General features: G+C 41.6%; 17 protein-coding genes. 8 read left to right on the top strand and 9 right to left on the bottom strand.

Going from position 1 to position 25,594, the window contains the following annotated elements; all coding sequences use genetic code 11:
* Nucleotides 1–275 precede the first annotated feature (275 nt).
* Nucleotides 276–1,955, bottom strand: coding sequence for an ATP-binding protein (locus RMY64_RS12150; protein ID WP_322700175.1), 1,680 nt, complete (start codon nucleotides 1,953–1,955; stop codon nucleotides 276–278).
* A 321-nt stretch (nucleotides 1,956–2,276) separates the two neighbouring features.
* On the bottom strand, nucleotides 2,277–4,187 hold the full coding sequence (locus RMY64_RS12145) for a GTPase family protein (protein WP_322700174.1): 1,911 nt from the start codon (nucleotides 4,185–4,187) through the stop codon (nucleotides 2,277–2,279).
* Nucleotides 4,188–4,412: 225 nt separating this feature from the next.
* Here RMY64_RS12145 and RMY64_RS12140 point away from each other — a divergent pair, with 225 nt between their 5' ends.
* Nucleotides 4,413–4,730, top strand: a complete 318-nt coding sequence (locus RMY64_RS12140) for a DUF433 domain-containing protein (RefSeq protein ID WP_322700173.1) — start codon at nucleotides 4,413–4,415, stop codon at nucleotides 4,728–4,730.
* Nucleotides 4,731–4,913: 183 nt separating this feature from the next.
* Here the strand turns inward: RMY64_RS12140 and RMY64_RS12135 are convergent, their stop codons facing one another.
* The 4 genes from RMY64_RS12135 to RMY64_RS12120 all read right to left on the bottom strand — a co-directional run bounded on the left by RMY64_RS12135 (nucleotide 4,914) and on the right by RMY64_RS12120 (nucleotide 9,064).
* Complete coding sequence (locus tag RMY64_RS12135; protein WP_322670890.1) at nucleotides 4,914–5,615, bottom strand: serine/threonine protein kinase; 702 nt, start codon at nucleotides 5,613–5,615, stop codon at nucleotides 4,914–4,916.
* A gap of 118 nt (nucleotides 5,616–5,733) precedes the next feature.
* Nucleotides 5,734–6,834 carry an AI-2E family transporter gene (locus RMY64_RS12130; protein ID WP_322700172.1) on the bottom strand — a complete coding sequence of 367 codons (1,101 nt, stop codon included), beginning with the start codon at nucleotides 6,832–6,834 and terminating at the stop codon, nucleotides 5,734–5,736.
* Between the two features lie 120 nt (nucleotides 6,835–6,954).
* Nucleotides 6,955–8,388 (bottom strand): bifunctional orotidine-5'-phosphate decarboxylase/orotate phosphoribosyltransferase, encoded by a 1,434-nt coding sequence (locus tag RMY64_RS12125; RefSeq protein WP_322700182.1) that lies wholly within the window; start codon nucleotides 8,386–8,388, stop codon nucleotides 6,955–6,957.
* Between the two features lie 76 nt (nucleotides 8,389–8,464).
* Nucleotides 8,465–9,064 (bottom strand): cytochrome b/b6 domain-containing protein, encoded by a 600-nt coding sequence (locus RMY64_RS12120; RefSeq protein WP_322700171.1) that lies wholly within the window; start codon nucleotides 9,062–9,064, stop codon nucleotides 8,465–8,467.
* 153 nt (nucleotides 9,065–9,217) lie between these two features.
* Between RMY64_RS12120 and RMY64_RS12115 the strand changes: the two genes are divergently transcribed.
* Together RMY64_RS12115 and RMY64_RS12110 are read left to right on the top strand one after the other, a co-directional pair.
* The gene (locus tag RMY64_RS12115; protein ID WP_322700170.1) at nucleotides 9,218–9,367 is read left to right on the top strand and encodes a hypothetical protein; all 150 of its coding nucleotides are present in this window, start codon (nucleotides 9,218–9,220) and stop codon (nucleotides 9,365–9,367) included.
* 81 nt (nucleotides 9,368–9,448) lie between these two features.
* Nucleotides 9,449–10,216 carry an SIMPL domain-containing protein gene (locus RMY64_RS12110; protein ID WP_322700169.1) on the top strand — a complete coding sequence of 256 codons (768 nt, stop codon included), beginning with the start codon at nucleotides 9,449–9,451 and terminating at the stop codon, nucleotides 10,214–10,216.
* Between the two features lie 596 nt (nucleotides 10,217–10,812).
* Here the strand turns inward: RMY64_RS12110 and RMY64_RS12105 are convergent.
* Nucleotides 10,813–12,363, bottom strand: a complete 1,551-nt coding sequence (locus RMY64_RS12105; protein ID WP_322670885.1) for a PAS domain-containing sensor histidine kinase — start codon at nucleotides 12,361–12,363, stop codon at nucleotides 10,813–10,815.
* Between the two features lie 474 nt (nucleotides 12,364–12,837).
* Here RMY64_RS12105 and RMY64_RS12100 point away from each other — a divergent pair, with 474 nt between their 5' ends.
* Together RMY64_RS12100 and RMY64_RS12095 are read left to right on the top strand one after the other, a co-directional pair.
* Nucleotides 12,838–14,277, top strand: coding sequence for an AAA-like domain-containing protein (locus tag RMY64_RS12100; RefSeq protein ID WP_322670884.1), 1,440 nt, complete (start codon nucleotides 12,838–12,840; stop codon nucleotides 14,275–14,277).
* Between the two features lie 426 nt (nucleotides 14,278–14,703).
* Nucleotides 14,704–15,507 (top strand): PEP-CTERM sorting domain-containing protein, encoded by an 804-nt coding sequence (locus RMY64_RS12095; RefSeq protein ID WP_322670883.1) that lies wholly within the window; start codon nucleotides 14,704–14,706, stop codon nucleotides 15,505–15,507.
* A 167-nt stretch (nucleotides 15,508–15,674) separates the two neighbouring features.
* Here RMY64_RS12095 and ebsA read toward each other — a convergent pair whose 3' ends face one another.
* Nucleotides 15,675–16,049 carry a type IV pilus biogenesis protein EbsA gene (gene ebsA / locus RMY64_RS12090; protein WP_289797664.1) on the bottom strand — a complete coding sequence of 125 codons (375 nt, stop codon included), beginning with the start codon at nucleotides 16,047–16,049 and terminating at the stop codon, nucleotides 15,675–15,677.
* 728 nt (nucleotides 16,050–16,777) lie between these two features.
* On the opposite strand from ebsA, the gene RMY64_RS12085 reads away from it, so the two are divergent.
* Nucleotides 16,778–18,184, top strand: coding sequence for a glycosyltransferase family 2 protein (locus RMY64_RS12085; protein ID WP_322670882.1), 1,407 nt, complete (start codon nucleotides 16,778–16,780; stop codon nucleotides 18,182–18,184).
* Nucleotides 18,185–18,352: 168 nt separating this feature from the next.
* On the opposite strand, the gene RMY64_RS12080 is transcribed toward RMY64_RS12085, so the two are convergent.
* A complete protein-coding gene (locus tag RMY64_RS12080; RefSeq protein ID WP_322700168.1) occupies nucleotides 18,353–20,434 on the bottom strand; it encodes a DNA polymerase III subunit gamma/tau in 2,082 nt (693 codons plus the stop codon).
* A gap of 375 nt (nucleotides 20,435–20,809) precedes the next feature.
* On the opposite strand from RMY64_RS12080, the gene RMY64_RS12075 reads away from it, so the two are divergent.
* Together RMY64_RS12075 and RMY64_RS12070 are read left to right on the top strand one after the other, a co-directional pair.
* Entirely contained in the window at nucleotides 20,810–21,511 is a 702-nt protein-coding gene (locus RMY64_RS12075) for a hypothetical protein (protein ID WP_322670880.1), read from the top strand.
* A gap of 197 nt (nucleotides 21,512–21,708) precedes the next feature.
* Nucleotides 21,709–25,569, top strand: a complete 3,861-nt coding sequence (locus RMY64_RS12070; protein ID WP_322700167.1) for a CHAT domain-containing protein — start codon at nucleotides 21,709–21,711, stop codon at nucleotides 25,567–25,569.
* Nucleotides 25,570–25,594: the final 25 nt, after the last annotated feature.

Here is a 25,594-nt window from a genome sequence, read left to right as displayed (position 1 = left end):
CAATGTTTTCACCTAATTGACCATTTTCTCAGCGCGATCATCGCACCTTTGCACTTTGCACACAGACCTAACCCCCCAACCCCCAACCCTTGTAGGGAAGGGGGAGAAATCCGGCTCCCCTCTCCGCTATGCCTAACGGCAGGCTGACGCCAACGGAGAGGGGCTGGGGGAGAGGTCAATCTATGCGATCGCAATGTTCCAAAACAAAACAACGGATTTGTATTAAGTACGTATGTAATAAGCCTTATGAGGGAAGATCGACGGTTAAGATAATTTCAACTTGATAATACTTCATCAAAGTATCGATCGATTTCTGCTTTCAGTATGTCAAAGTCTACAGGCTTGGTTAAGTGGCATTTGAAACCAGACTTCAGCGCAAGCTGCCGATCTTCTTGGCTACCGTAGCCGGTCAGTGCAATCAGAATTGAGCGAGTAAATTTGGAGTCTTTACTCAGTTCCTGTGCAACGGCGAATCCATCCATTTTGGGAAGTCCAATGTCACAAATAATTACATGAGGCTCAAGCTTCTTTGCAGTTTCTACCCCTAAAATTCCATCCTTGGCGATGGAAACTTCATGCCCAAAATACTCAAGTACTGCTTGTAAGGATAAGGCTGAATCCTCGTTATCTTCGATGACTAAAATCTTCAACGACTTTTTCGCCGCCTCTGTAATCTCTAGGTCGTCGTCTGAGGCTGTAATCTCTTCGCACATAGGGAGAGTGACTTTGAATTCTGCTCCCAAATTTATCCCTCTACTTGAGGCTTCAACATTACCACCATGAAGTTCTACAAGACTTTTTACTACCGAAAGTCCCAAACCTAGCCCGCCCCGCGAACGATCTAAACTGCGATCGGCTTGGGTAAACGGCTCGAAAAGTTCTGGTAATATTGTCGGTTCTATGCCGATGCCTAAGTCTCTTACAGATAAGACTGCTACACTACCTGAGCCATTCTCACCTGGAATAACTGAGAAATCCACCCAGATCGTTCCATCTGGTTGGGAAAACTTTAAGGCGTTATCAAGAAGGTTCCCAAAGATTTGGAAGAAGCGAGTGGAGTCAACATAAGCCCACACGGGCGTGTTTGGCAGGTCTTCTACAACATTAAGGTTCCATCTCTTGATTGCTTGTGCATGGTCATTGAGACTTTGGCGAATTAATTCTACCAGATTAACCTTCTCAAGGTTTAATGAAATCTTTCCATAAGTGATGGACGACACATCAAGTAACTCATCGATCAATTTCGAGAGGTGCTTAATCTGGTTTTGCATCATTAAAACTGTTTCTCCGACTGCACCAGTCTTTCCTAGCTTCAACTTGAGAAGCTGAACGCCGTTGGAGATGGGGGCAACGGGATTCCTCAGTTCGTGAGCTAGCATGGCAATAAATTTGTCTTTTAGGGCATTTTGGTTCGTCAGTTTCTGGAAAAGTTGCACGTTAGCGATCGCAACTGCTGTAGTATCAGTCAAAATCTCAAGCATTCCGATCTCTTCAGGTGTGGCTAGGTGGTGTGTACTCCAGTAAGCTCCAATCGCACCCAGGGGATCGGAAACCCGAATGGGAACCATCACTAAACTTTTGACAAAAGTTACCTTGTACGCCTCAATCGGAATTCGTGCATCCTGGTAAATGTCCTCAATTACGGCTGCTTTTTTATTGAGCATTGCCCAACCAGAGATGCAAGACTTGAGCGGAAAACGCATACCTTTCCAAAGCGGGCCAATGGCGTTTTCATCGACATAGTGGCAACATTCACCATCCCGCAATACAAAAGTTACTCCATCAGCATTTGTGAGATCGCGAGCAGCCAAACGCACAATCTCAATAATTTCTTCAATAGTCCGCACACAAGCCAAATCCTTCACGACCGAAAGCAGCCTGTTGTAAGAGGAAATGCTATAGCTTTGGTCTGAATTCTGTTCTTGAGAGATGGAGGTTTGTAATATATTTTTCATAAAGAACTCCGAACAAAAAGATACCAGTATCAAAACTTAGGTAAAACGGGTAGGTTCAGCAGACATCTACTTTTAATCGTAATCTTAACCTCTATATTGGGAGTACAATCTGTTACCGCATTTTTACTTTTCCTTATATAGTATGAAATTTCTCAAAATTGCTAAGTAAATATTCGTAAGTTACTTTTATTTATTAATGCAACTTTTGGTGTTTATTGACGGTGGTTACGTAACAGCTTAAACTCGTTATTTAGACGTAGTATTTGCAACAAAATCGAAGATGCGTCACAATCCTTCGTAGACATCGCCATCGCAGACAAATTATTTGGCGATCGCTAAATAATACTCAAATCGCTCCCGGAGTTGTTCAACCGTCAAATTTTGAGTCCAGTACTCCACTAGAGCGTGACCAAATGCCCAGGCATTGCGATCGGGTGCAGCGGTGTTTTCCAGCAGTAGCGGCCAAAGGGCTAGCAATTCAAAGTTGACCGAGTTAGGGTTAAAGAGCGAGAAAAGCTCATATCCCATTTGCAGTTTACCAATGACAATCGGCAACTGTTCCACAGGAATTTCCTTTGCCAGCATATATGCTAAAGCTGGAGATCCGGTTGAGAGGGTAGAAACAAACTGAAGGACGGGACTTTTGAGCAATGCCGTTAATCCTTGTGTTGTCGTCATTTGGAAGGTGTAGTGGTCGATGATTTTGGCGGCGGCGACGATGCGAGTTTCTAGGTTACGCAAAAAGCGGGCGAGACGGAGTTGCTTGGTAGGTGCGATCGCATCCACTAATCCCAAGGATAGCGCTTCTACTCCCCAGGCAACTCGATTTGTTTTGCTGTCGCCTGTAACCACTGGTAGAACGAGATTACAGAAGTTTCCTAGCTGTTTGGCACGATACTCGGTGGCTTCTCTAATGGCAATTTCTTTGGGACGATCGCCCCATTCCCAATCATAAGGCGGTTGCCATTCGCGGATGGGACGCAGCCGGTCTACTTGGGTGACGATCGCGATCGCAGGTAAATCTGCAACTTCTGCTTTGATGTCTTGCAAAAAGTCTACATCCATTTGTAGGGCAGGATCGAGGGCAGGAGTAGCTAACAGCAGCAAATCTGAATTAATGGCATAATCAAGCACCAGATTTCGGAGTTCGGCACGGTTGACTTGTTCGTAACCAGGTGTGTCTAAAAGCGTCAGGGTTTCCCCACTTTCAGTCTGCCATTGATAACTCTGAATGCGATCGGTACTGGGTAAAACGTCAACTGCTGCGAGATCCGCCTGAAATAGCGTATTAATCAGGCTACTTTTTCCCGATCCCGTGCGCCCCACCAGCAGAATATTTACGGGTTTTTGCTCAACCGCCTCGGCTGGTTGAGCTTGAGTCAGGATTTCTCGGAGTGTTTGAGTTTTTGGCTTGGGTAAAGTTGCTGGAGAAGCTACGGTTGCTGGAACTGGTAAGGTGCTACGTCCGTAAAGTGCGATCGCTTGTCGGCATAAGTTTCTCAAGGCAGCTTCCCGGAATAACTGGCTTAAATTCCCCAATAATTGCTGAGTTGCTTGGTTACTAGAACCCTGACTGGCTTGTTTTGCCACCGCCGCCACCGGATTTAAGATCCACTGTGCCCAGTTCCAAGCTTTCCAGAATTTCCGAGCCGATGGTTCCAACTTTCGGTAGACTTCATATCCTTGGTATGCTTGTCCAACCGTCACCTGATTGAGGACAGGGGATAACTTTTGCATCCACTTATCCATATCATCCACCGTTCCCCGAATCAGCCCGTAAGCTTGGGGGACGTAAATATTCAACAGAGGATATTGAACTTCAGGATTGTAGATATGAGCGATCGCCACAACTAAATCCTGACATCGCGTCCAAAAAGCTTGCCAGTCTTCCCAAATCGGGCGATCGCTTTGTGCTGCTTGGAGAATTTCTTGAAGGGCGGTTTCTGCAAGTTTTGTGGTATCACTTCCCACTGGTAGCTCTACTGTATCCTCTGCTGTCGATTCCAGTTCTTCACGAACTTGAGTTAATACAGCTTCCACTTGGTTAACAGCTGGTTGAGTCCATTTGACTAGCAGCCAACGCCAACCAACAAATAAAACGGTGAATACACCCCAAATCCAATTAATGCCCCACGCGTGAATTTGTGAACCGGCAGACACCAGTAAGAAAATGATGATAAACGCGATCGGAATTGCTAAGACTACCCACTGCCACAGTTTTAACCGCACCATTGCCCCATACCTGCTTTGAAATGTTGGGAAATTCGAGTTTTTGTCAAAATTACTCTTATAAAAAGTCTATCGTCTCCAATGCAGGCAGGATGTTTGGTTTTCTGGGATTAATGGTAGACTCCTAATTATTAGGGATAAATGTTTTATTTTGCTGTAGGTAGCTAAATAAACAACTGGATATTTATATTTCTAGATTAGAAGAAGTTTAAAATTGCTCAGTTGTCTATGAGAGCAAAATTTAGTAAACAAGCTATGCAAACAATTACCGACATTGGCACGCTGATTGTCAGCACACCCGGAACCTGTGGTGGTCGCCCTCGGATTGCAGGACACCGGATTACGGTACATAATATTGCGATCGATTTCAACGCAGGCATGAAACCAGAAGAGATAGTTGTCCAAAGACCACAGCTAATGTTGGCACAAGTTTATGCAGCGCTAGCTTACTACTATGCTAACCAGGAAGTAATTGACACGGAGATTGCCGCAGAAATTGAAGAATACGACCGTTTGGAAGTTGAGTACACGGCGAAGAGACAGTGAGCCAAATTCGTTTGTATTTAGATGAGTGGTAAACCAACTAGTATTTTTGAGTGCTTATATTGATAAAAGCTATAGCAATCTGATTTGATTTCTGAATTAATCGTAGGGACTAGGGACTGGGGACTGGGAAGAAGGAATAAAGCTGTACTGAGTTTTTTTCAAAAATCAAATATGAGTCCTATATTAACGTTTTAAATACTTAATATTAGTTAATCTTAAGGGTAGTTGGTAACAAAAATTTTTAACAGAAATTCCCAAGCGATAAAATTTGCGGACGATATCTAAGGCAAAGTATGGTACGCGCAGTCGCAGTGGGTAACACACGGGCAAATATAACCAGTAGTAAGCCTTTTTGAGGTCATTCCACTTTGAGCAAGCTTCTTGATGCAGGAAATCTGATATATCTACGACTAATCCTCTGCCTTGGTACATCATGACATTACGCCCGTGGACATCATGAGGGTGGAGTCCGCAACTTCGCGCATAGTCAAGAGCTTCATCAATGTCCTTTATTACCTGCTTGGGAATTAGTAAACCAAAGTGCATACAATCGTAGAGGGTTGTTCCATAAAGCCGTTTCAAGACTAAAAACCCATCCTTGGCGTAGAAACACTCAGAAAAGGCTGGATGATAACCTAGACGGTGGTAAACTTCTACTTCCTCTTCAAAACCTGGCCGTCCTGGGGCATAAATCTTAACTACACAGTCAGGGGAATCGGGGTGATAAAATACTGCGGCGTAGTTTCCTTTGCCAAGCAGGCGCCAAGGTTGCGGAAGATAACTGACCTTAATTGGATTATGGGGATTGACACTTTCAATCTGTAATCTAGGCAGTAGTTCCTGATAAATGCTTTTGACTAACTGTTTTAGGGGCAATTTGTCCATATTAATTCCTTAGCCAATTTACGAGGTTTGGGAATAAGGTTGACTTGAGTGAATACAACCTAAATGACACCGTTGCTACTTACCGTTCACAGTAGAGATGGCAATTTTTATCCACAACTCATTGCGATATTGATTTTTCAATCAACAATTCTGATGCTGCTTCACCCTCACCCAGGTTATCAGAATTAACAGATTTAGAAAAACCATCTGCTACATCTTTGATAAAACCAGCTACAGGTACCGCAACTAGTAAACCCAAGACTCCACCAACATTGGTTCCTACAAGCAAAGCAATTAATACCCATATTGGTCTAATGCCAGTAAATTTGCCTAAAAGACGGGGTGCGATCGCCTGATCGATTAACTGATCGATGACAACAGCTACCGCAAAAACTTTAGCTGCTAGCCAAAAGTCATGTGACGCTATTATTAAAGTTATTAAAACCAGACTGACGACATCACCAAAGGGAATTAAGCTCAAAAGTCCAACTCCCAAACCAAAGAGTAAACCAAACTGGACTTGAAAAGCTAAAAATAATAATGTTATAGAAACACCCATCAACAAAGCCAAACTTACCTGACCAATTAAGTAATTTTGGAAGTTTTGCTGAATAGACTGGCTTATCTGCTGGGCAATATTTCCAGGTAATTTCTTAAATATCGCCTCCCAAATTCTTGGCCCATCTAACAACAAGTAAAAAGTTAGCACTACTGTGATTAACGCCTCAGAAACACTATCAATTGTATCTATGATAATACTTAAAAGTTTATCTGAAATAAACTCTATTTCATTAGGTAATTGGTCAGTTACTTGTGCTAATAGCTGACTTAAATTTACATTTAATTTATGTTTAAAAAACCAATTATTGAGAATCTGAAGTTTTTCTTCGCTAGAATCAATCCATTGGGGAAAGACTTTAACCATTTCATTGAATTGCTCTAAAACAATGGGTACTAAAGTGATACCCAAAGCCACAACAATTACCAATGCTAATATAAAAACTAATGCTACTGCATAGCTGCGTTTAACTCTCCGTTGTTGGAGAATCGAAACAGGATAGTTTAAAATAAATGCAAGCAAGGTAGCCAATACAAGAATTGTGACAACAGGTTGAAAGTTTTTAATCAGCAAAAATGCTAGCCAACCATTGAGGAATACTAGAGGAAATAACAGCGTAAAAATTAACCATCTAAGTAATTGGTTCAGGGGAAAATTCATAATTAATTTCAAAGTGAAAATTATTCTATTTACGAGATTTAACCGAGTAATTAAATTTGCTCAAGAGGAAATAGACAAGAAAAACCTTTCCCGACGCTCCACTTCCCATTATTCCAATGATTAACTTTCAGCAAAAGCTAAAAATTGCTCCTCATTTATTCGCCCTGCTTGATACAGAGTATTAGTAATTTCCGAAATAGTTAAAACCGCATAGCTACGATAACCATTTTGCTGTAACCTATCTTTCACTCCTTGTTCGTGGTCGATAAATACCACAATATCATTAACCTTTAATCCAGCTGATTCCAACTTTCCTGCCCCTTCCATAACACTTTTGCCACTAATGAGAATATCGTCAACCACTACAACTGTTTCACCAGCATGAAAGTTACCCTCAATTACTCTCCGAGTTCCGTGTGCTTTCACCTCTTTACGCGGGAAAATCATTGGACAATGAAGGCGCAAAGCTAAACCAGTCGCAGTCGGTAATGAACCATAGGGAATACCTGCTAATCTATCAAAATTTAGATTCTTCAAAATATCCTCATAAGCTGTGAGAACTTGATTAAAAACTTGGGGATTGGAAATAATTTTGCGTAAGTCGATGTAATAAGGAAATATCGCTCCTGATGCTTGGACAAAGCTGCCAAACATAATGCAGTCAATATCATAAAGTTGTAAAATCAAATCTTGGTGGGGGTGCTGATTTAGAAAACAAACATCAGGAAACCACACAGAACAAGTAGAATTTTCGGAAATAATTTCAGTTTTGATTTGATTAATTTCTGCACGTAGTGACTGGACTTCTTTTGATAATTCGATATTTACCAACATATCTTGAGGAATAGGAATCAGTAAACCATCACCATTACTATTCAAGCCAGCTTCTAAAATTTGTTTCAGGTTTTGTCCCTCCGCCCAGATGCTACGCGCCATAATAATTCGTTCAGGTGCAACTGCTCGAATAAGTGCTAAAACTTCAGGATTTGTAGTTCCCACTTCTAAACCCAATTGTTCTGGAGTTCCCCAGGTTTTGGATTCTTTTACTACCTGTAAATAAAGGGGTGATTCGTTTGTCGGATATTGCTGTAGAGCTTCTGCACCTGGATTAGAAGTACAGCATAAAATAAATACTGCTTTATCAGGATAGACTAAAAAAGGTGCTATGTGATCTTGTCCTGTATAAGGACTGAGAGTGATTGCGTCCACTTGCCATTGTGTAAACACAGTCTGGGCAAAGATGCTACTAGTATTTAAGTCACTGTGTTTAGCATCTAAAATCACTGGAATATGGGCTGGAATCGCTGCTAACGTTTTGTACAGTAGTTCTAAACCAGGAATACCTAAAGCTTCGTAAAAGCCAAGTGTCGGTTTATAAGCACAAACGAAATCAGAAGTTTCTGCAATAATAAATTGTAACCACTTTTCCAAACCAGTGATGAGTTCTTCAGATTCATAACGCCCAGGCATCATCTCTGGATTTGGATCGAGTCCTACAAATAGTAAGCTTTGATTTTGTAAGATATTTCTATTCAATTTATCAAAAAAGTTCATTTTTTTTAAATAGTTATTGGTCATTAGTCATTGGTCATTTATCCTCTCGTTTATTTATCTCCATGACCAAGTTTGTTTACGAAAACATTGATTCTGTTAGTTGAGTCCCTCCAGCTTTTTTCCCTAATTGATAGTGAATTACTACAAATAAAATAACCATCGGCACTGAGGCAAAGTGAACAATTCGCAATGCTTGCCAATCGCCAAAGCAATCCACAATCCAGGGAAATTGAGCAGGTTTATACATTCCTATCCCTGTAAATAATGCCAGCAGCAAAATAGGAATAATTGCTGTATAAGCAATCCGATGCCAAGCATAAATTAGGCGTTGGGAATTTTGAGTTTTTTGTAATGCTTTCAAGTCATTAGCACCGACAAAGCGATGTCGCCAGCGTCGGGTAATAAAAATGTAAATTCCATACCACAAGAGATTCAGCGAGAATAGCCACATTGCCGCAAAATGCCAGTGTCTACCTCCTGCCAGCCAACCTCCTAAAGTAAATATCCAAGGAATGTGCAAACCTGCGCGTCCACCAAAAACAGGGTTAGCGTTGTAAATTTGTAGTCCACTGGTGAGCATGATAAATAGACTAATGATGTTACACCAGTGGAAAATTTTGGCTCCTGTTGCTTGAGTGGGTCGCTTTCGAGTTAGAGAGGTAACGTTGGAAGTCATAAATTTTGACTGATAAAATTTGTTGTTTATCTGTCTTGGGTAAATAGCCCAGCAAGTTTGGGTGGGTATTGCTCATTTTTATTTTCCCATCATTTAGATTCAGTATTTTGGCATTGATGGTCTACCATCTGCTGTTTGATTACCAGTAGACCGATGTCAATCCAATACCTAAATCAGCAGCGCAGCAGTACAGGATTGCTCTTTCTTGGTGGAATGGGGTTTTGTAACAACCCTAGAGTTGTCAAACGATCGCATTTTGGCTGGCGAATGCGAGAGCGTTTTTTATCCAGTATGTATTGGTGATAAACGCGGTTTACTTTTTAGACATCCTTTAAGATTAAAACATCAACAGGTATCAAACATCATTTAAGCAAGGAGAATAAGATGGCTAACACAGATAATCTCATAGGTGTGAGAAATTTGGGTATTGCGATCGCCGATTCCTTCATTGGTAGCACTGCTGCAAAAACTCCTCAGATATTGGAAGTTACTGGTCAAGGAGAGGTCAATGTTGCTACCACTTTAACTGATGTAGAATTGGGGATTAAAGTACAGGGAAAAACTGCAACCGAAGTTCAACAACTTGTTGCTCAACGTTCAAGTGCGGTAGTTGATGTACTGCAAAAGCTTGGCGCGCAAGAACTTCAAACTACATCTATTCAACTAAATCCTGTTTATAGTTATGAAAATAGTACTCAAACCCTAACAGGTTTTGAAGGTCTCAACACACTTCAGTTTGAGTTACCAACAAATCAATCTGGAGCAGCAATTGACAAAGCTATTCAAGCAGGCGCAAATGTCATACAGAATATCAGCTTCACTGCCTCAGACGAAGCATTGCAGCAGGCACGCCTGCAAGTTCTGAGCGAAGCTGTTAAAGATGCTAAAGCTCAGGCTCAGGCTGTTTTTAGTACCTTGCAGTTAACCCCCGGAGAGATTATTGACATTGATATCAACTCAGATGATAATCCTAGACCATCTCCCTTGGTGTCTAATTTAACAGCAGATAGGACTTTTGCATTAGCTAGTACAACTCCTATAATTGGTAGTCCTCAGACGGTAAAAGCTAGTGTTTCTCTAGATATCGGTTATTCTCCAAATTCAGGAGTGATTCTCGATCTACCTCTTAATGGATTGCAGCAAATTGCTTAATCAGGACTTATGCAAGTTACACAAGCACGTGGCGGACTACACCGCGCTCAATACCGTTCGGTTAAGGAATTTTTTGGTTAAGGCAGGCGACGGCCGCCTTGTTAATACATCGACTTGTATTGTGAATGCGGCGGCCGCCTTGTTAATACATCGACTTGTATTGTGAATGCGGCGGCCGCCTTGTTAATACATCGACTTGTATTGTGAAGGCGACGGTCGCCTTGTTAATACATCGACTTGCATTGTGAATGCGGCGGCCGCCTTGTTAATGCATCGACTTGCAAAAATTAACACCTCCTCCCCAAAGTTAAATACCTAGGAGTTACGCACTGTACAAATGAATCATCTTGTGTATTAACGTAAATAGGTTGTTTCAGGCTTTTACAAAGCATCCTTTGTTAATTGCGATCGCAAAAAGATAATTGAAAAATCTAGCTAAAAGCCTTGAAAGGCATATCTATCATTTAGGATTTTCTGTCAATGCGTAAGTCCTAATACCTAAAAGTTGGCGTGTTTCTATCCTCGTTCCCAGCCTGGAGACTGGGAACTAGTTGGAGTAAGGGCTGTATCTTAACTTAGTGCCATTCGTTCATTACCTAAAAGTTGGCGTGTTTTCTAATTGCGGCATAGTGTCTTGCTGTTGTATTCATCTCAATCACCAACTCTGTCCCTTGACCTAATTGAGAATTACACTTAAGTTTACCTTGATGTTTTTCAACGATAATTTGCCGACTAATTGATAACCCTAGTCCTTGACTTTTGCTTACTGGCTTGGTTGTAAAAAACGGTTCAAATATATGTCTTTGGATATGGGGAAGCATACCTTTGCCATTGTCAAAAATGCGAATGATAACTTTGTGCTTTTTCCCTAGTAGTTTGTCATTTAGCCAAGGTTCATGATTATTGACCAATGATAAATGACTGCTAACAACTTCTGTATGAATCAAAATTTTTGGAGTAAAAGAATGATCGTGTTTCATCCTTTCTTCTAAAGCATCAATGGCATTAGTTAAAATGTTGATGAATACCTGATTGAGTTCACCAGGGTAACACTCAATTAAGGGTAATTTCCCAAAGGTTTTAATTACTTTAATCTCTGCTCTATCAGGTTTTTCTTTGAGACGATGTTGCAAAATCCTGAGAACGCTATCAAATCCTTGATGTATGTCAACCTTTTTCATTTGACCTTCGTCAGAGATAGAAAAATTCCGCAAAGCGAAAACAATATCTTTCACACGCTCAGAACAGGCTCGCATTGACCACAGTAATTTAAAAAATTCTGTCTTCACGAAACCAAGGTCAAGGTGTTGCAAATGTAAGGCAAGAACTGGGGTAGGCGTGGGATAGTAATATTGGTAAAGTTCAATAATTCTGATTAAATCTTCAGCGTATTTACTAGCAGTATGGATATTGCTGGAAATAAAGTTAACGGGGTTGTTAATTTCGTTAGCCATATCCGCCACCAGTTGACCGAGATTAGCCATTTTCTGGTTCTGCAATAACTGCTTTTGAGTATATTTGAGTTCTTCGAGGGTAGTTTCTAGCTGTTGTGATTTTTCCTTAACTTGGTCTTCGGTAGACTGGTGTTGAGCAATTTCTCTTTGGAGTTGTTCAAATAGTTGGTATTGTTGAGTAGCGTAGGCGCAGCCCGTCGTAGACATCGCCTTATCCTGATTAATATCCTTGTGCGTTCCCACCATCCGCACTGGTTTACCGAATTTATCCCGTTGGAATACTTTGCCACAAGTCAAAATCCACTTCCACTCCCCGGATTTAGTCAACATTCGCAATTCGACTTCAAACACAGGTATGCATCCTTGGAGATAATCGTGCAATACCTGACGAATTCTTGGTAAATCCTGTGGATGTACCAGTTGTTCAAAGGATTTATAATCGTTGTCGATTTCCTCTACTTTATATCCCAGGATGCTTTTCCATTGGGAATCATAATAGGTTTTGTCAGTTACCAGATTCCAATCCCACAACCCCAAGCCACTAGCGATTAATGCCATTTGTAAGGCGGCTTGTGAGCATTGGCAAGTATCTAAATTTTCTAGAGATAAGTCTTTGGCTTCTGGGAAACTCTGAGAATCTTGTACTGAAAATGGAGCTTCTGATTCATGAGTAGCGGGTTCTTGGATATGCATAGCTGCTGGTACGATGAGGAAGATATTCTGTAGCTTTCTCTCTACGCTGTTTTAGCACCCTGACGATTCAGTTATGGACAAATCGCCTAGTTGGTTTATTAGGCTGTAACTTAGGTCAGGAATATATCAGCCCATATCATAAATTGGGATGGAATTTAGAAGAATGTAACCTCTGTTGCGATCGCAATAGCAATCTCTTAGAAAAAATCGCTACATTGTTGTGCATCTACATTCTAAGATATGTCTAAAAAAAGTAGTTCAAGTCACATATAATTACCTAAAAAGCCCGAAAAATTTGTAAAAAAATTTCTATGATTGAATCACGCTAAATAATTTCAGGATGCAAAAAATTGTCAAGGCTTTTTTGTAGCTTTTTGAGTCAGAGCTGGCTGCTATGCATAAAAGGCAGGCGACATTGACTTTTAAAGCTGAATGGTGTGAAAAAATATCATACTGAATTAGAGTCAATGAGTAATGACTATAGATGAACTAGTATTGCTACTAAAAGCCAGTCAAGCAACCGGTTTAACGACGCTCCAAGAGTTGATATTGCGTTCTTCGTGGGAAGGAGAAACCTACACCAATATAGCTAGTGAAGCGCACTACGGCGAGGAACGTGTCAAGAAAATCGCTGCTCATTTATGGCAAGTACTGAGTAATTTTTACAAAGAACCAATACATAAATCCAACTTTCGCCACACTCTAGAAAATCACCATTTTAGCGAAGCGCATCAGCAGTTTATTAAGGAATTCAATCGAGCCGCCACAGCGATATCCTTAGAATTTCCTAGTGGCCCAGTATCTCTTAATTCCAGATTTTACATCCCTCGACCGCCAATTGAAGAACTCGCTTACGCAGAAATGGCTGAACCTGGGAGTGTAATTTGCATCAAAGCACCCAAAAAGATGGGGAAAAGCTCTTTGGTTTTGCGGTTGCTTGCACGCGCTAACAAGCAAGGCTTTCGCACCGTAACTTTGGATTTTGAGCAAGCAGACAAAGCAGTATTTGCCAGTTTGGATAAATTTTTGCGCTGGTTCTGTGTCAATGTTAGTCGGGAGTTACAGCTAGAACCACAACTCAATGATTATTGGGATGAAGATATGGGTAGCAAAGTCAGCTGCTCTATCTATTTCCAAAAATATTTACTGTCTGCGCTCTCAAGTCCCCTGGTTTTAGTATTAAATGAGGTGGATTGGGTATTTGAGTATCAGGAAATTGCTCAAGAGCTGCTACCATTAGTGCGATCGTGGTATGAACAAGCTAAAAGGGTAGAAATTTGGCAAAAACTGCGTCTGGTTCTGGTTTATTCAACAGAAATTCTTGTTCCCATAAAACTCACTCAATCGCCATTATTTAATATTGGTTTGACAATTAATTTACCTCCCTTTACGAAAGAGCAAGTGCAGGATTTAGCACAACGTCACGGCTTGGATTGGACAGATGGTGAAGATGCCGATAGTTTGATGGCAATGGTGGGAGGAAATCCTTATTTGGTGCGATTGGCATTGTATCACATTGTGGGTAAAGGCGGATTAAAAGGAGATTTAGGACAGTTATTGCAACAAGCACCCACAGAAGCCGGAATTTATAACCAGTGTCTAAAGCAGTATGTACTAGCACTTCGAGATGAGCCAGAATTGGGAGATGCTTTTTATGAAGTGATTAATACTACAAATTATGTAAAATTAGAGCCAAGCTTGGCATATAAATTACAAAGTATAGGGCTAATTAATTTAGAAGGCGATGTCTACGACAAGCTACGCCTACGCAGTACTCCTGCGTGTGAATTATATCGGTTATATTTCCAACAATATCTCAAAAAAAGTGAGCATTTCAATAATACTCATGTTGAACAATTGAAACAAGAAAATCAACAGTTGTCCGTCCTCTCTAGTTTAGATGAACTAACTTAATTAGTTAATCACTGCTACTTTGAAAGCTACCTGCAAACTGAGTGGCAAAATTTTGCTCGTCAAAACACTCTAATATCACTGATTTTTTGCGATATGAAGAATAATTCAGCTATTCTGAATTCCGAAGTCAGAATGAATCAGTGGGGAATTCAGACCCGCCACTGTTTTGTTTACCACTAAATATGCAGATTGAGTGGAGGTGTTAAACCCCTTAATTCATCCAGCAGTTGCACAAAATTTATTCTGAATTCTGACTTCTGACGCCTTTATTCTGTTTTGCTAAAAATAGCAAATGATAAGACTTTTTTTGTCGATGAAACTTCCATTACTAGCTTGGGAATAATAAATCATGCATGAGATAAACTTGCAATTAATCTCAGCATATTAGGTGTGTTTACTATCGACAAATAAAGGAACAATTTGTTAATGAAAGTGAGTTTATTAGGGATTAATCTAGGTTTTGCAGCTGTTAGCAGCAGTTGTCTTGCGGCAGTAGCGATCGCTATGAGTGGAGCAAGTGCAATTGCTGCTCAATTCATCACAATTGAAAGCACTGGTACATTATCAGGAACTATCCAACTTCCCAGAAATAATCCCAATTTCAATAACAGTATTACTCGTATTGATACGGATGATACTGGAACTTATTACCGGAACTTAGGTACTAATAATAATCCTAATTATGTTCCTGTATACCAATCAGACTATTTACAGGTAGAAACACGCTCCGATGGAAGTCTGCATCACTTTGTTGACTTTAAAGGTATTCCAATTGTCTCGTTTGATGGTGTTTTGACATCGCCGGTGCTTTCTGGTGGTCAATTGACTACCTTTCTTTACCAGGGACAATTGTCAGGAACCACATTTCAAGGAGTAGTTCAAGATGAATTTAATCTTACAAAAGCTTTCTACACTGGTACTGTCACTGACCCAAATACCGGAAAGAAATATCAAGGTACTTTTGAAGTGAGTGGATATGGGGAGCGATATAGTAATCCCAATGGTAATTTAACTCCCACGGTCTTTGATTTCCAGTCTGATATTCCAGGTTTCCCAGGCGTAACATCCTTGACCATAACTAATGCTAGTTTGGCAAATTTAAGAATCATAGTACCTATAAATGAAACTTCTATTCCAGAACCCGCTACCCTTATCGGAACTCTGATGGTAGCTAGTTTTGGTATCGTTCTGAAAAGAAGAAAAGACAGCGGACTTAGGAAGACGTTTTAAAACTGAAAGCCTGTTGTAAAAAAGCTCACAAGGCTGAAGCTGAATTGTAAACGTCAGCGCCTTGTGAGCAAATAATCTTAGACAATAAGGACTAAAGTCCTTACTACGAACTTATTTATCTATTAATTTAAAATAAGCCGAACTTTTGCAAATCCGGCTGAGTTTAATCAATCATCTATACGCAGTAGTTTGCGATAAAATGGTTGTGAAAAATCAGTTATACGATAACGTTTATAGTTATCCATAAGTTCAATTAAAAAATTAATAAACTCGAAACTAGCCATCATCAGTTCATAACTCAGGTCAGCATTGCCATCAAACTGAATTCGGCAACGGGTTAAGTCTGAGGGTAAAGTAGCAACATTCCAGGAGGCGACAAAGGGGACATGTTCGCTGGCTTCGATCTTCCGATGTCCCTCCAAGACCCCTTTTTGATAAAGACTGATGGCATAGGGTAAGAAATTGCGCCTAGCACCCTGAACATAAGGTAAGTAAACACTGGCTTGTTGTTGAGTTGCAGGCTGGAGTTGCTCAATAGACATAGTTAAATATTCCTCAAGTTAGTTAGCAACTGGGGATATTAGTGGATGTTAGTAGTATTCCCCAAAGATGTGTTTAAAGCACATAGTAGGAATGGGCATTGGGGATTGGGGATTGGGGATTGGGGATTGGGGATTGGGGATTGGGCATAAGGGATAAGTCTTTGATACTTGCTGACGAGTTTTTGAACTCCACTCCTCTGCTCTCCAGTCCCCCAGTTCTCATGCCCCATTCCCTATGCCCCATTCCCTATGCCCCATGCCCCATACCCAATAAATGAAGTTACTACTAAGAAATATTAAAATTTCGGTTACAATGATGCTGCATTAACTGTTATCGAATCTGGGAACGGTAACACTAAAAATCCCTACTGTACAGTGGTGGATGCCGTTATTGCAGTTTTTCCCAACAAAAAGCTGCTGCTACCTTGCTATTACTTTACCCAAACCGGAGTTCTCATTAGGGAAAATCCGACTCTACAAGCTTCCTGCCGAAGTGGCTATCAAAGGAATCAAGCTTCTGTCTAAGAGTAGCAAACGCGGTTAATATGAGGTAATTACGCACAGTGGCGGTGACAACAAAGATAGTCCCAGCGGCTTTTGGCTTAGGGATAGCGGGTATTGCAGTTTGCCCATTCCGATTAATATCGGGAAAAGTAGCTTAGGGATATTTGTCCGTAAAATTACTAACTGTAGACAAATAGTGGTTTTTGAATCAAGCAACCTAACCTATGCCAGCGAATTCCTGGCCCGAAGAAGATTCTTATCAAGAGCTCGATCCGCTCAACTCCTTGTTATCTGACCTATCAGTAGATGAGGAGTCAGTGTTAGAGACAGATTCTATGTCTCTACCATCCCGATTTCAAGGTCGTAGAGGCAAAGCAGCTCTAGTCTTGACTATCGTCTGGAGTGGCACGATCGCTCTACATTTAGTTTCTTGGGCTTCCATTTTTATTCTAGGACTGACCACCATTCTAGGATTTCATGCTTTGGTGGTGGTGTTTACTAAATCCCGTCGCTATCCAAAAGAAATACAGGGAGATTTACCTTCTGTTTCTGTGCTAGTGGCTGCGAAAAATGAGGAAGCGGTAATTGCTAAATTAGTCAAAAATCTTTGTAATCTGGAATATCCAGGTGGGGAGTACGAAATTTGGATAATTGACGATCGCAGCAGTGATAGCACGCCACATTTATTAGCGGAACTCGCACAGAAACACGACCAGCTGAAAGTACTAAGGCGTTCAGCAGAAGCTACTGGTGGCAAATCAGGGGCGTTGAATCAGGTATTGCCGCTGACAAAGGGCGACATTATAGCAGTATTTGATGCTGATGCCCAAGTAACACCAGATTTACTGCAACAGGTAATACCTTTATTTCAAAGAGAAAACGTGGGGGCGGTGCAAGTGCGAAAAGCGATCGCCAACGCTAAAGCAAACTTTTGGACTAAGGGTCAAATGGCTGAAATGGCACTTGATACCTGGTTTCAGCAACAGCGGACTGCCCTTGGTGGCATTGGCGAACTGCGGGGCAATGGTCAATTTGTCCGGCGTTCCGCCTTGGAAAGCTGCGGTGGCTGGAATGAAGAAACTATTACCGATGATTTGGATTTGACAATCCGCTTACATTTGGATAAATGGGATATTGAGTGTGTTTTCCATCCAGCGGTGCAAGAAGAAGGAGTGACAAATGCAGTTTCACTCTGGCATCAGCGCAACCGTTGGGCAGAAGGCGGTTATCAGCGCTATTTAGATTATTGGGATTTAATTCTCAAAAACCGGATGGGATGGCGTAAAAGCTGGGATTTGCTGATTTTTATGCTGATTATGTATATCTTACCGACAGCAGCAGTCCCAGATTTATTAATGGCGATCGCTCGTCATCGTCCGCCAATGTTAAGTCCGATCACAGGCTTGTCCATTTCTATGTCGATGGTAGGGATGTTTACAGGTCTGAAGCGGGTACGTCAAGATCAAAAATTCCCACTTTCTACATATCTTACGATGCTGGTGCAAACCCTGCGTGGCAGTTTATATATGTTGCACTGGTTAGTCGTCATGAGCAGCACTACTGCTCGGATGTCGGTAAGACCAAAGCGCCTGAAATGGGTGAAAACCTTGCATACTGGGCATGGGGAATAGCCCCTTTGGGGAATTAAAAATTCAAAATTCAAAATGCAAAATTACCAAAAATAATTTTGCATTTTTTTTAGGGACTGACAAAAATAATTATCCAGAATTATTTGTATATTCGTAGGATCGCAAGGCCTTGCGCCCCTACAATGGGATATTTTTTTAATTGAAAGTTCTTTATTCATCATCCACGTCTGCTTCTTCTACCCATTCTGGTGTAGTTGTGGAATCTGAGAATTCTGGGAAATCATCTGCAAAACGGATGATTTGTCCGTTGAAAAATTCTGCTACACGTTGAGCTGCGATCGCTACTTCGTCAGGTTCCCAATCAGGTGCGGGTGTTTGTTTTGGAGGTGGAGGTAAAGTTTGCATCCCGTTTCCATTTACCCCGTTTCTATTTGCCCCATTTCCATTTACGCCATTTCCATTTACACCATTGCCATTTCTTGCCGCCAACTCGCTTTTTTGTGGTGCTGGTGATGGATTAGTTGGCTGTGGTGCTGGCGCTGGAGGCGACGAAATTTGCTGGTTGTGGCTAGGTGTGGGTGGTTGCTGAACGCGACTAGAGTCTTTTGGCGGAGGATTTTTTTTGGCTGAGGTAGAGTTTGAAGAAATTCCTTTTTCTATATTTATCTGGATTTCACGCTGGAAAGTCTGCTGAAAAGCTGCTGCAATCATCGGTAGATAAGATTTCCCCTTGTCATACCATGCCTGTTTAATCGCAATTCGAGCCACAACACCGTCAAACTCTATGAGTTGGCTCATTTGACGCAGCATTTCTTGCCTTGATTTTGGCTGAAGGTTGGCAAGTACTTGTTGCCAAATCTGAGTTAAGTCATATTCTGCTTCGCCAACAACTTCTGAAGTTACTGGTTCAATGTTCGCAGGTGGCACAGGAACAGCAACAGGTTCTGGAGTTGGTGGTGAAACTGAGTTAGCAGCAGAATTGTGATTTGTTTGCTGTTCAACTGGGGGAGATGAAGTGACGGGCTGATTTTGGGCAGCCGCTTGATGATGGTTTAGAGAATTATGATTTGTTTGCGGTTCAGCTACAGGTAAAGAAGAGACTGGGTGATTTTGGGCAACTACTGGAGGATAGCTTGGAGATACAGCAAATGTATTATTAACTCGTGGCGCGACACTTGGGGCTTGTGGCTGAATATTCGCCGTCGCACTGGGTAACAATCCTAGTAATGTTACCTCCAACCACAAACGCGGCTGGGTGGTGTTTTTAATTTGCACTTCAGCTTCTCGCAGGTGTTTCTGTCCTGCCAAAATCGCGCTCATATCGAAGTATTGAGCAAATTCAATCAGCGTTGTCCAGGTTTGCTGAGTACAAGCAACCAAATCGTGGCGGTTGGGTGCTGTTTTAGCAATTAGTAAATCGCGGTAAAAAGCAGCGAGATTTTGCAGAATAGTTAGGGGTTCTCGACCACGATCTAGAATGTAGTGAGTACAGTCTAGAACTGCTTCCGGTTTATCTTGAGCGATCGCATTTAAAAGCGCTAACAAGTCCTGTTCGCTTACCGTCCCCACCAAATCCCAAACTCGCTCTGGTGTGACTTCACCTGCTAACAAGCCCAATTGATCGAGTAGACTTTCGGCATCTCGCAAGCCTCCCTGAGAAAGTTGGGCTACCAGGGTGACAGCATCAAGTGAAATATGAATGTTTTCTTTAAAGGCGATCGCACTTAAATGCTTCACCATCGCCTCTAACTGAATGCGTCTAAAATCAAACCTTTGACAGCGCGAAATAATCGTTGGTAACACCCGTTGCGGGTCTGTTGTCGCCAATACAAAAACCACGTGTCTCGGTGGTTCCTCTAATGTCTTAAGTAGCGCATTGAATGCCTGGGTACTGAGCATGTGGCATTCATCAATAACATAAACCTTGTAGCGACACTGCACAGGAGCAAACTGGGCTTTTTCAATCAATTCGCGGATATTATCGACACCAGTATTACTGGCAGCATCGATTTCAATTACGTCTAGGGTGTAGCCCTTAGCAATCCCTTGACAAACCTCACACACGCCACAAGGTTCAGCCGTGGGCCGATCGCCTTTGAGACAATTAAGGGATTTAGCCAGAATTCGGGCACTAGAAGTTTTCCCCGTACCTCTTGGCCCGGTAAATAAGTAGGCAGGGGCGATTTTAGATGTGCCGATCGCGTTCGTGAGGGTGGTGGCGATCGCCTCTTGGCCCACCAGTTCAGCAAAACTTTTGGGGCGATATTTGTGGTGCAGGGGTTCGTAAGACATGGAAATATAGACTTCAATGCCTTTCAACGTTAATTAGTAGCACCGAGTCGAGTTGAGGATTCAATTATTTTAAACTCTCGTACCTGGCTTTATTGATCGATGTTGCCATAGCTCAAGACTCAACTAATGCCGTAAATTTTGGCACTCAGAAGAGCAAGCAACCAGAGCTTATCCTCTACTATGATTTCAACATCAATGTATGGGAATTATAGCATATCATTTAGTACATTTGTTCTATTTAAAGAGACAGGGAAGCAGAGGAGAATAACTCTTGACAAATGACTAATGACTAATGACAAATGACTATACGTTTTATTGACTGAACTATCATAGTCCAGTGCGATCGCTACAATTTTATAGATAAAGTAAAACTCGATGGTGCAGCAGATGCTCAAGCGGCTATTTCAATGGCTCAAAAAGCTTTTTCAGAGCTTGTTTGGTGGAAAACAGACTACCTCAAAATCTAGGGGAAATGTGGAAAAAGAACCAGCACCACCCTTAAGCGATACGGATCTGGAATTTCTTTTCAACGAACTGTTGCAAGGAGTACATCAAGCACGAGGGGAAGCATGGGCACAGAAGTGGCTGCATAATATCGAACATCGCATCACAACTCAAGACTGGGTTGAGTGGTTAGGGCGCTTTGGCGACAGATTGCTCGCATCTCCGACACCCAATAATGAAATGGCTGCGCGGTTAGTGCAATTGGGTGAGTTAAACGTCGGAGAAATTGGAGATGTTGCCTATAATATCGGGATGCAGTTGTTGACACGCAATGAAGGCGAACCAATTTGGGAATATGAAGGGCCAGATGCTTTTAGCACTACTTCTTTGCCCTCTGAGGTAACTGCCTCAGTATCGGAGTCAGCAGATGCGCCAGAGAACCTCCCAGAGGGAGAATACCAAACTGTCACCCTAGAACAGTTGTTTGTCATGTTGCAGGAGGATGAAAATTTACGTCAGCAGATTGCTCAACAACTTGCCGTTGAAACAGACGATCCACAAGTGCTTGTTCAGGCATTAATTAGTCAGTTATATCCTGGTGGTCAATCGACTACAGAGCAAACTGAAAATTAACTGCTGGAGAGAATCAAATTCAAGAGTGAAATCTGGGAATTGTTACGTTGTAATGCTATGCTCTTGAAGATTTGTATATTTTTTGCTAACCTGCTACGGAAGCGCTGTCCGAATCTAATGGGTTTTTACGTAATTGATGATTTTTTTAAGACAACGATGGCTAAAATCTAGAAAAACAAAATCCAAGAGTGTGGCAGATGCTCAGGCGGATATCGCAGTCGCTTAAAAGGTTTTTAAAGCGCCTCATTGCAAGTAAACAGAATAGTTCTCTCAAGGCTTCGAGAGGACGCAATCTGGTGGGGGTACCACCAGAACTAACCAATGCGGATCTGGAACAATTGTTTATCCAATTGTTAGAAGGCGTGCATCAAGCACGAGGACGACAGTGGGCATTGAGGTATCTGCAACGAATCGAAAATCGCATTCCGGCTGAACGTTGGATAGACTGGTTGGTGATGTTTGGTGAAAGCTTACTAGCTTCACCTACACCAAATCCTCTTTTAGCAACACAAATGGTGCAATTAGGGGAACTTGGTGTTGGCAGAATTGGAGAAGTTGCTTATGACATTGGCATTCGGCTAATGCAAAACTTACCTACAGAGATAGAATATCAGGACAATCAGGCACAAGATGACCTAGATGATCTAGAAATCACTCCTGGGCAAGAACTGATCCGCGATTTGGGCGAGCAGTTATGGGAGTATGATGAGCCAGATGTAATCGAAACTACTCCTGGACAAGAACTGATCCGCGATTTGGGCGAGCAGTTATGGGAGTATGATGAGCCAGATGTAATCGAAACTACAACTGATGAAGAAATTATCCAAACTACTCCTGGACAAGAGCTAATCCTTAGCTTTGGCGAACAATTATGGGAATATGATGTGCCAGATGTTGAACCAATAACATCAGCACCTCAAAATGCCTCTTTTGAGGAGAAATCGCCCGAAAACTTCGAGGAACTGGTATCGGAATATGAAAGGGAAGACACCCAAGCCACAATACCTGAAAATATCCCCCTACCGACAGCAGAAGATACAATCAGCTTGTTAACTCAACTTCGGTTCGACGAAGAAATTGTTCAAATTACTACACCAGCAAATCTTCTTTCCACGAGACAAAGGACTGAATTAGCAACGTCTCCCTCGGTGGAAACCTGGGATAACACTTTGACGAATTTAGAGCCAAATGTGGCTAATACTTTAGATGAGTTATGGGTGAAGTTGGATCAAAGTACCAATTTAGTCCAGCAACTTGCTTCAGATTTGGCAGTTCAAAGCAGTAATTCTCCTGGTACTATTGAGCGGCATAACGATAATCCGATTACCCACGCTCAAGGGTGGTTTTACCAAGGTTTAAGCCAAGCGAAAACAGGCGATTTGCTAGGCGCGATCGCATCTTATGACCAAGCCATTGAAATGCAACCCGAATTTTCCGAATATTGGTTTAATCGAGGCTTAACGCTGTTCCATTTAGAACGTTTTGATGAAGCGATCGCGTCTTATGAAACAGCCATAGAACTGAAACCAGACTTTTACAAAGCTTGGTACAACCGGGGTGGAACTCTCGGAGAATTAGGATACTTTGAAGAAGCGATCGCTTCTTTTGACAAAGCTATAGAAATCAAGCCAGACTATCAAGAAGCGTGGTCTAGCAAGGGTTTGGCACTGCTGAAATTAGGTTGGCTACCAGAAGCTATTGCTAGTTATGACCAAGCGCTACAACTCCAACCAGAAGACCAGGAAAACTGGTATTACCGAGGCATAGCCCTAGCTGTCAGCGAACAATTTGCCGAAGCGATTATATCTTACGACAGAGCTATAGAAATTAACCCAGAGTACCACGAAGTGTGGATAGACCGGGGTGTAGTGCTGTTTAATTTAGGCAGGTGGTCAGAAGCGATCGCTTCCTGGGACAAAGCACTTTCAGTTCAAGCCGATTTCTACTTAGCTTGGTACAACCGGGGTATAGCATTAGACAACTTAGGACGGAGACAAGAAGCGATCGCCTCCTATCAACAAGCGATCGCCATTAAACCCGATTTCCACTTAGCTTGGTATAATCAAGCAGTAGCATTGTTTTATTTAGAACAATTTGCAGAAGCGATCGTCTGTTATGACAACGCTTTGCAAATTAAACAAGATTATTGGGAAGCTTGGATTGGTCGGGGAACTGCGATCGGTCATTTAGTAGATTTTGACGTTTTGCAAAATTTGTCGAGTAGTATCATAGCGACAAATCCCACCTTACAACAGGGCGGCTACGAAGGAAAATTAGCCAGCTACGAAGAAGGGTTAAAGCATCTGCGAACAGATACCCATCCAGAAGGTTGGGGTAGATTGCATTTTGCGATCGCTAATACTTACTATGAGCAAGGCAAAAAACATACCAATCCCCGCGATTATTGGCGCAAAGCTGCATCTGAGTACCATCAGGCGCTATTAACCCTGACACTAGAATATTTTCCCCAGTTGCATCTAGAGGTTTTACAATCTCTAAGCAAAGTGTTGATGGGTTTGGGACACACAACACAAGTTCAAGAATTGCTGCAACGTGGGACAGATTTATTGCGACAATTACTGAGTGAAGAAACTCGCTCAGACGAAAGTAAAAAACAGTTAGCTTTAAAATTTACCGGCTTCGATCAATTAGCAGTTGATTTAGCTGTGGAGTCAGGTGATTTAGTAGAAGCTTGGGAAATTGCCGAACAAGGTAAAAATGCTTGTTTAAGCTGGCTGCTTTCTGGCTGGAATGATAATATTTACTCGCCTTATTATGGCGCAATTCAACAACTATTCAATCCCACAACAGCAATTATTTACTGGCATATTAGCCCAGTTGCCCTACATACTTTCATTCTCAAAGACCAAGCACCATCACCGATTCTCCTGTTTACACCCATGCAAGATACTGGGGTAATACCTTTAGGAGAAGATGCTATCCGTCTCAATGAATTGCCTCTACCCGAAGCAGTGCAACGCCTAATTGAATTTGAAATTTGGTTAGAAGATTGGCATCAAAAATACCAAGAATATCGCAGCACAGCCCACGACAAAGAAAGTAAAAGTCACCATTCTTGGCGAGTTGAGATGGAAGAGAAACTGTTGCAACTGTATGAAATCCTGAATATTTCCACAATTGCACAGGAACTCGAAGGCATTACCCAACTGGTATTAATTCCTCACCGTGATTTGTACAGATTGCCCATTCATACACTTTTCCATCTCTCTTCGCCATCGCCGGAAGAGTTACCGAATGTGGAATCAAATTTCAGCGTCACCTATCTACCTAGTGCCCAAATAGGTTTATCAATTAGAACTGAGGATATTTGGCAGTGGCAAAATAAGTTATTGCTCAGTGTTGAACATCCTGAAAGTACAGGTTATCCCACACTTAAATTTGCCAAACTAGAGTCTGAAATTGTTAGTCAGATGTTCAATAATATCCAACGAATTCAAGGGGCAGAAGCAACGAAAAGTATTGTTGAAAATGCCCTATTTGATAATTATAATATCTTGCATTTTACAGGTCATGTTACTAATAATTTAACTGAACCTAAAAAATCAGAATTAGCATTAGCGGGTGAAGACAGACTTACTCTAGATGAAATCTGCCAACAAAATCTAGATAGTTACAACCTTATTACCCTCTCTGCCTGTGAAAATTTAAGTACTAACAACTACACTATCAGCAGCGAATATGTGAGTTTAGTCAGTGGTTTTATAACTCAGGGCGTACCTCATGTAGTGAGTACTCTTTGGAGTGTAGAATCTTCGGCTAGCGCCTTAGTGATGATCGAGTTTTACCGACGATTACAGCCCAATAAATCAGCAGTTACTGCCTTAGCTGAAGCAACACGATGGCTGAAAGAACTAACTGCTGGAGAACTGACAAAATGGTATGAAGATATTTTGAATAATCTGCATCCAGAAGAAGTAAGAATTCAAACTTATTTAGCGACCCAACTATATAGAAATAGTAAAATGGCATCAGATAAAAATCTTTATAATCATCCTTATTATTGGGCAGCTTTTACAATTATGGGTAAGCCTAATTAATACTTTGAAACTTTTATTCCAGCCA

The sequence above is a fragment of the Nostoc sp. DedQUE08 genome (assembly GCF_034530895.1).
In the GTDB taxonomy this organism is placed as follows: Bacteria; Cyanobacteriota; Cyanobacteriia; order Cyanobacteriales; family Nostocaceae; genus Nostoc.
Note: the sequence above shows the minus strand (reverse complement) of the source record. Positions and strands in the feature narration are given on the sequence as shown.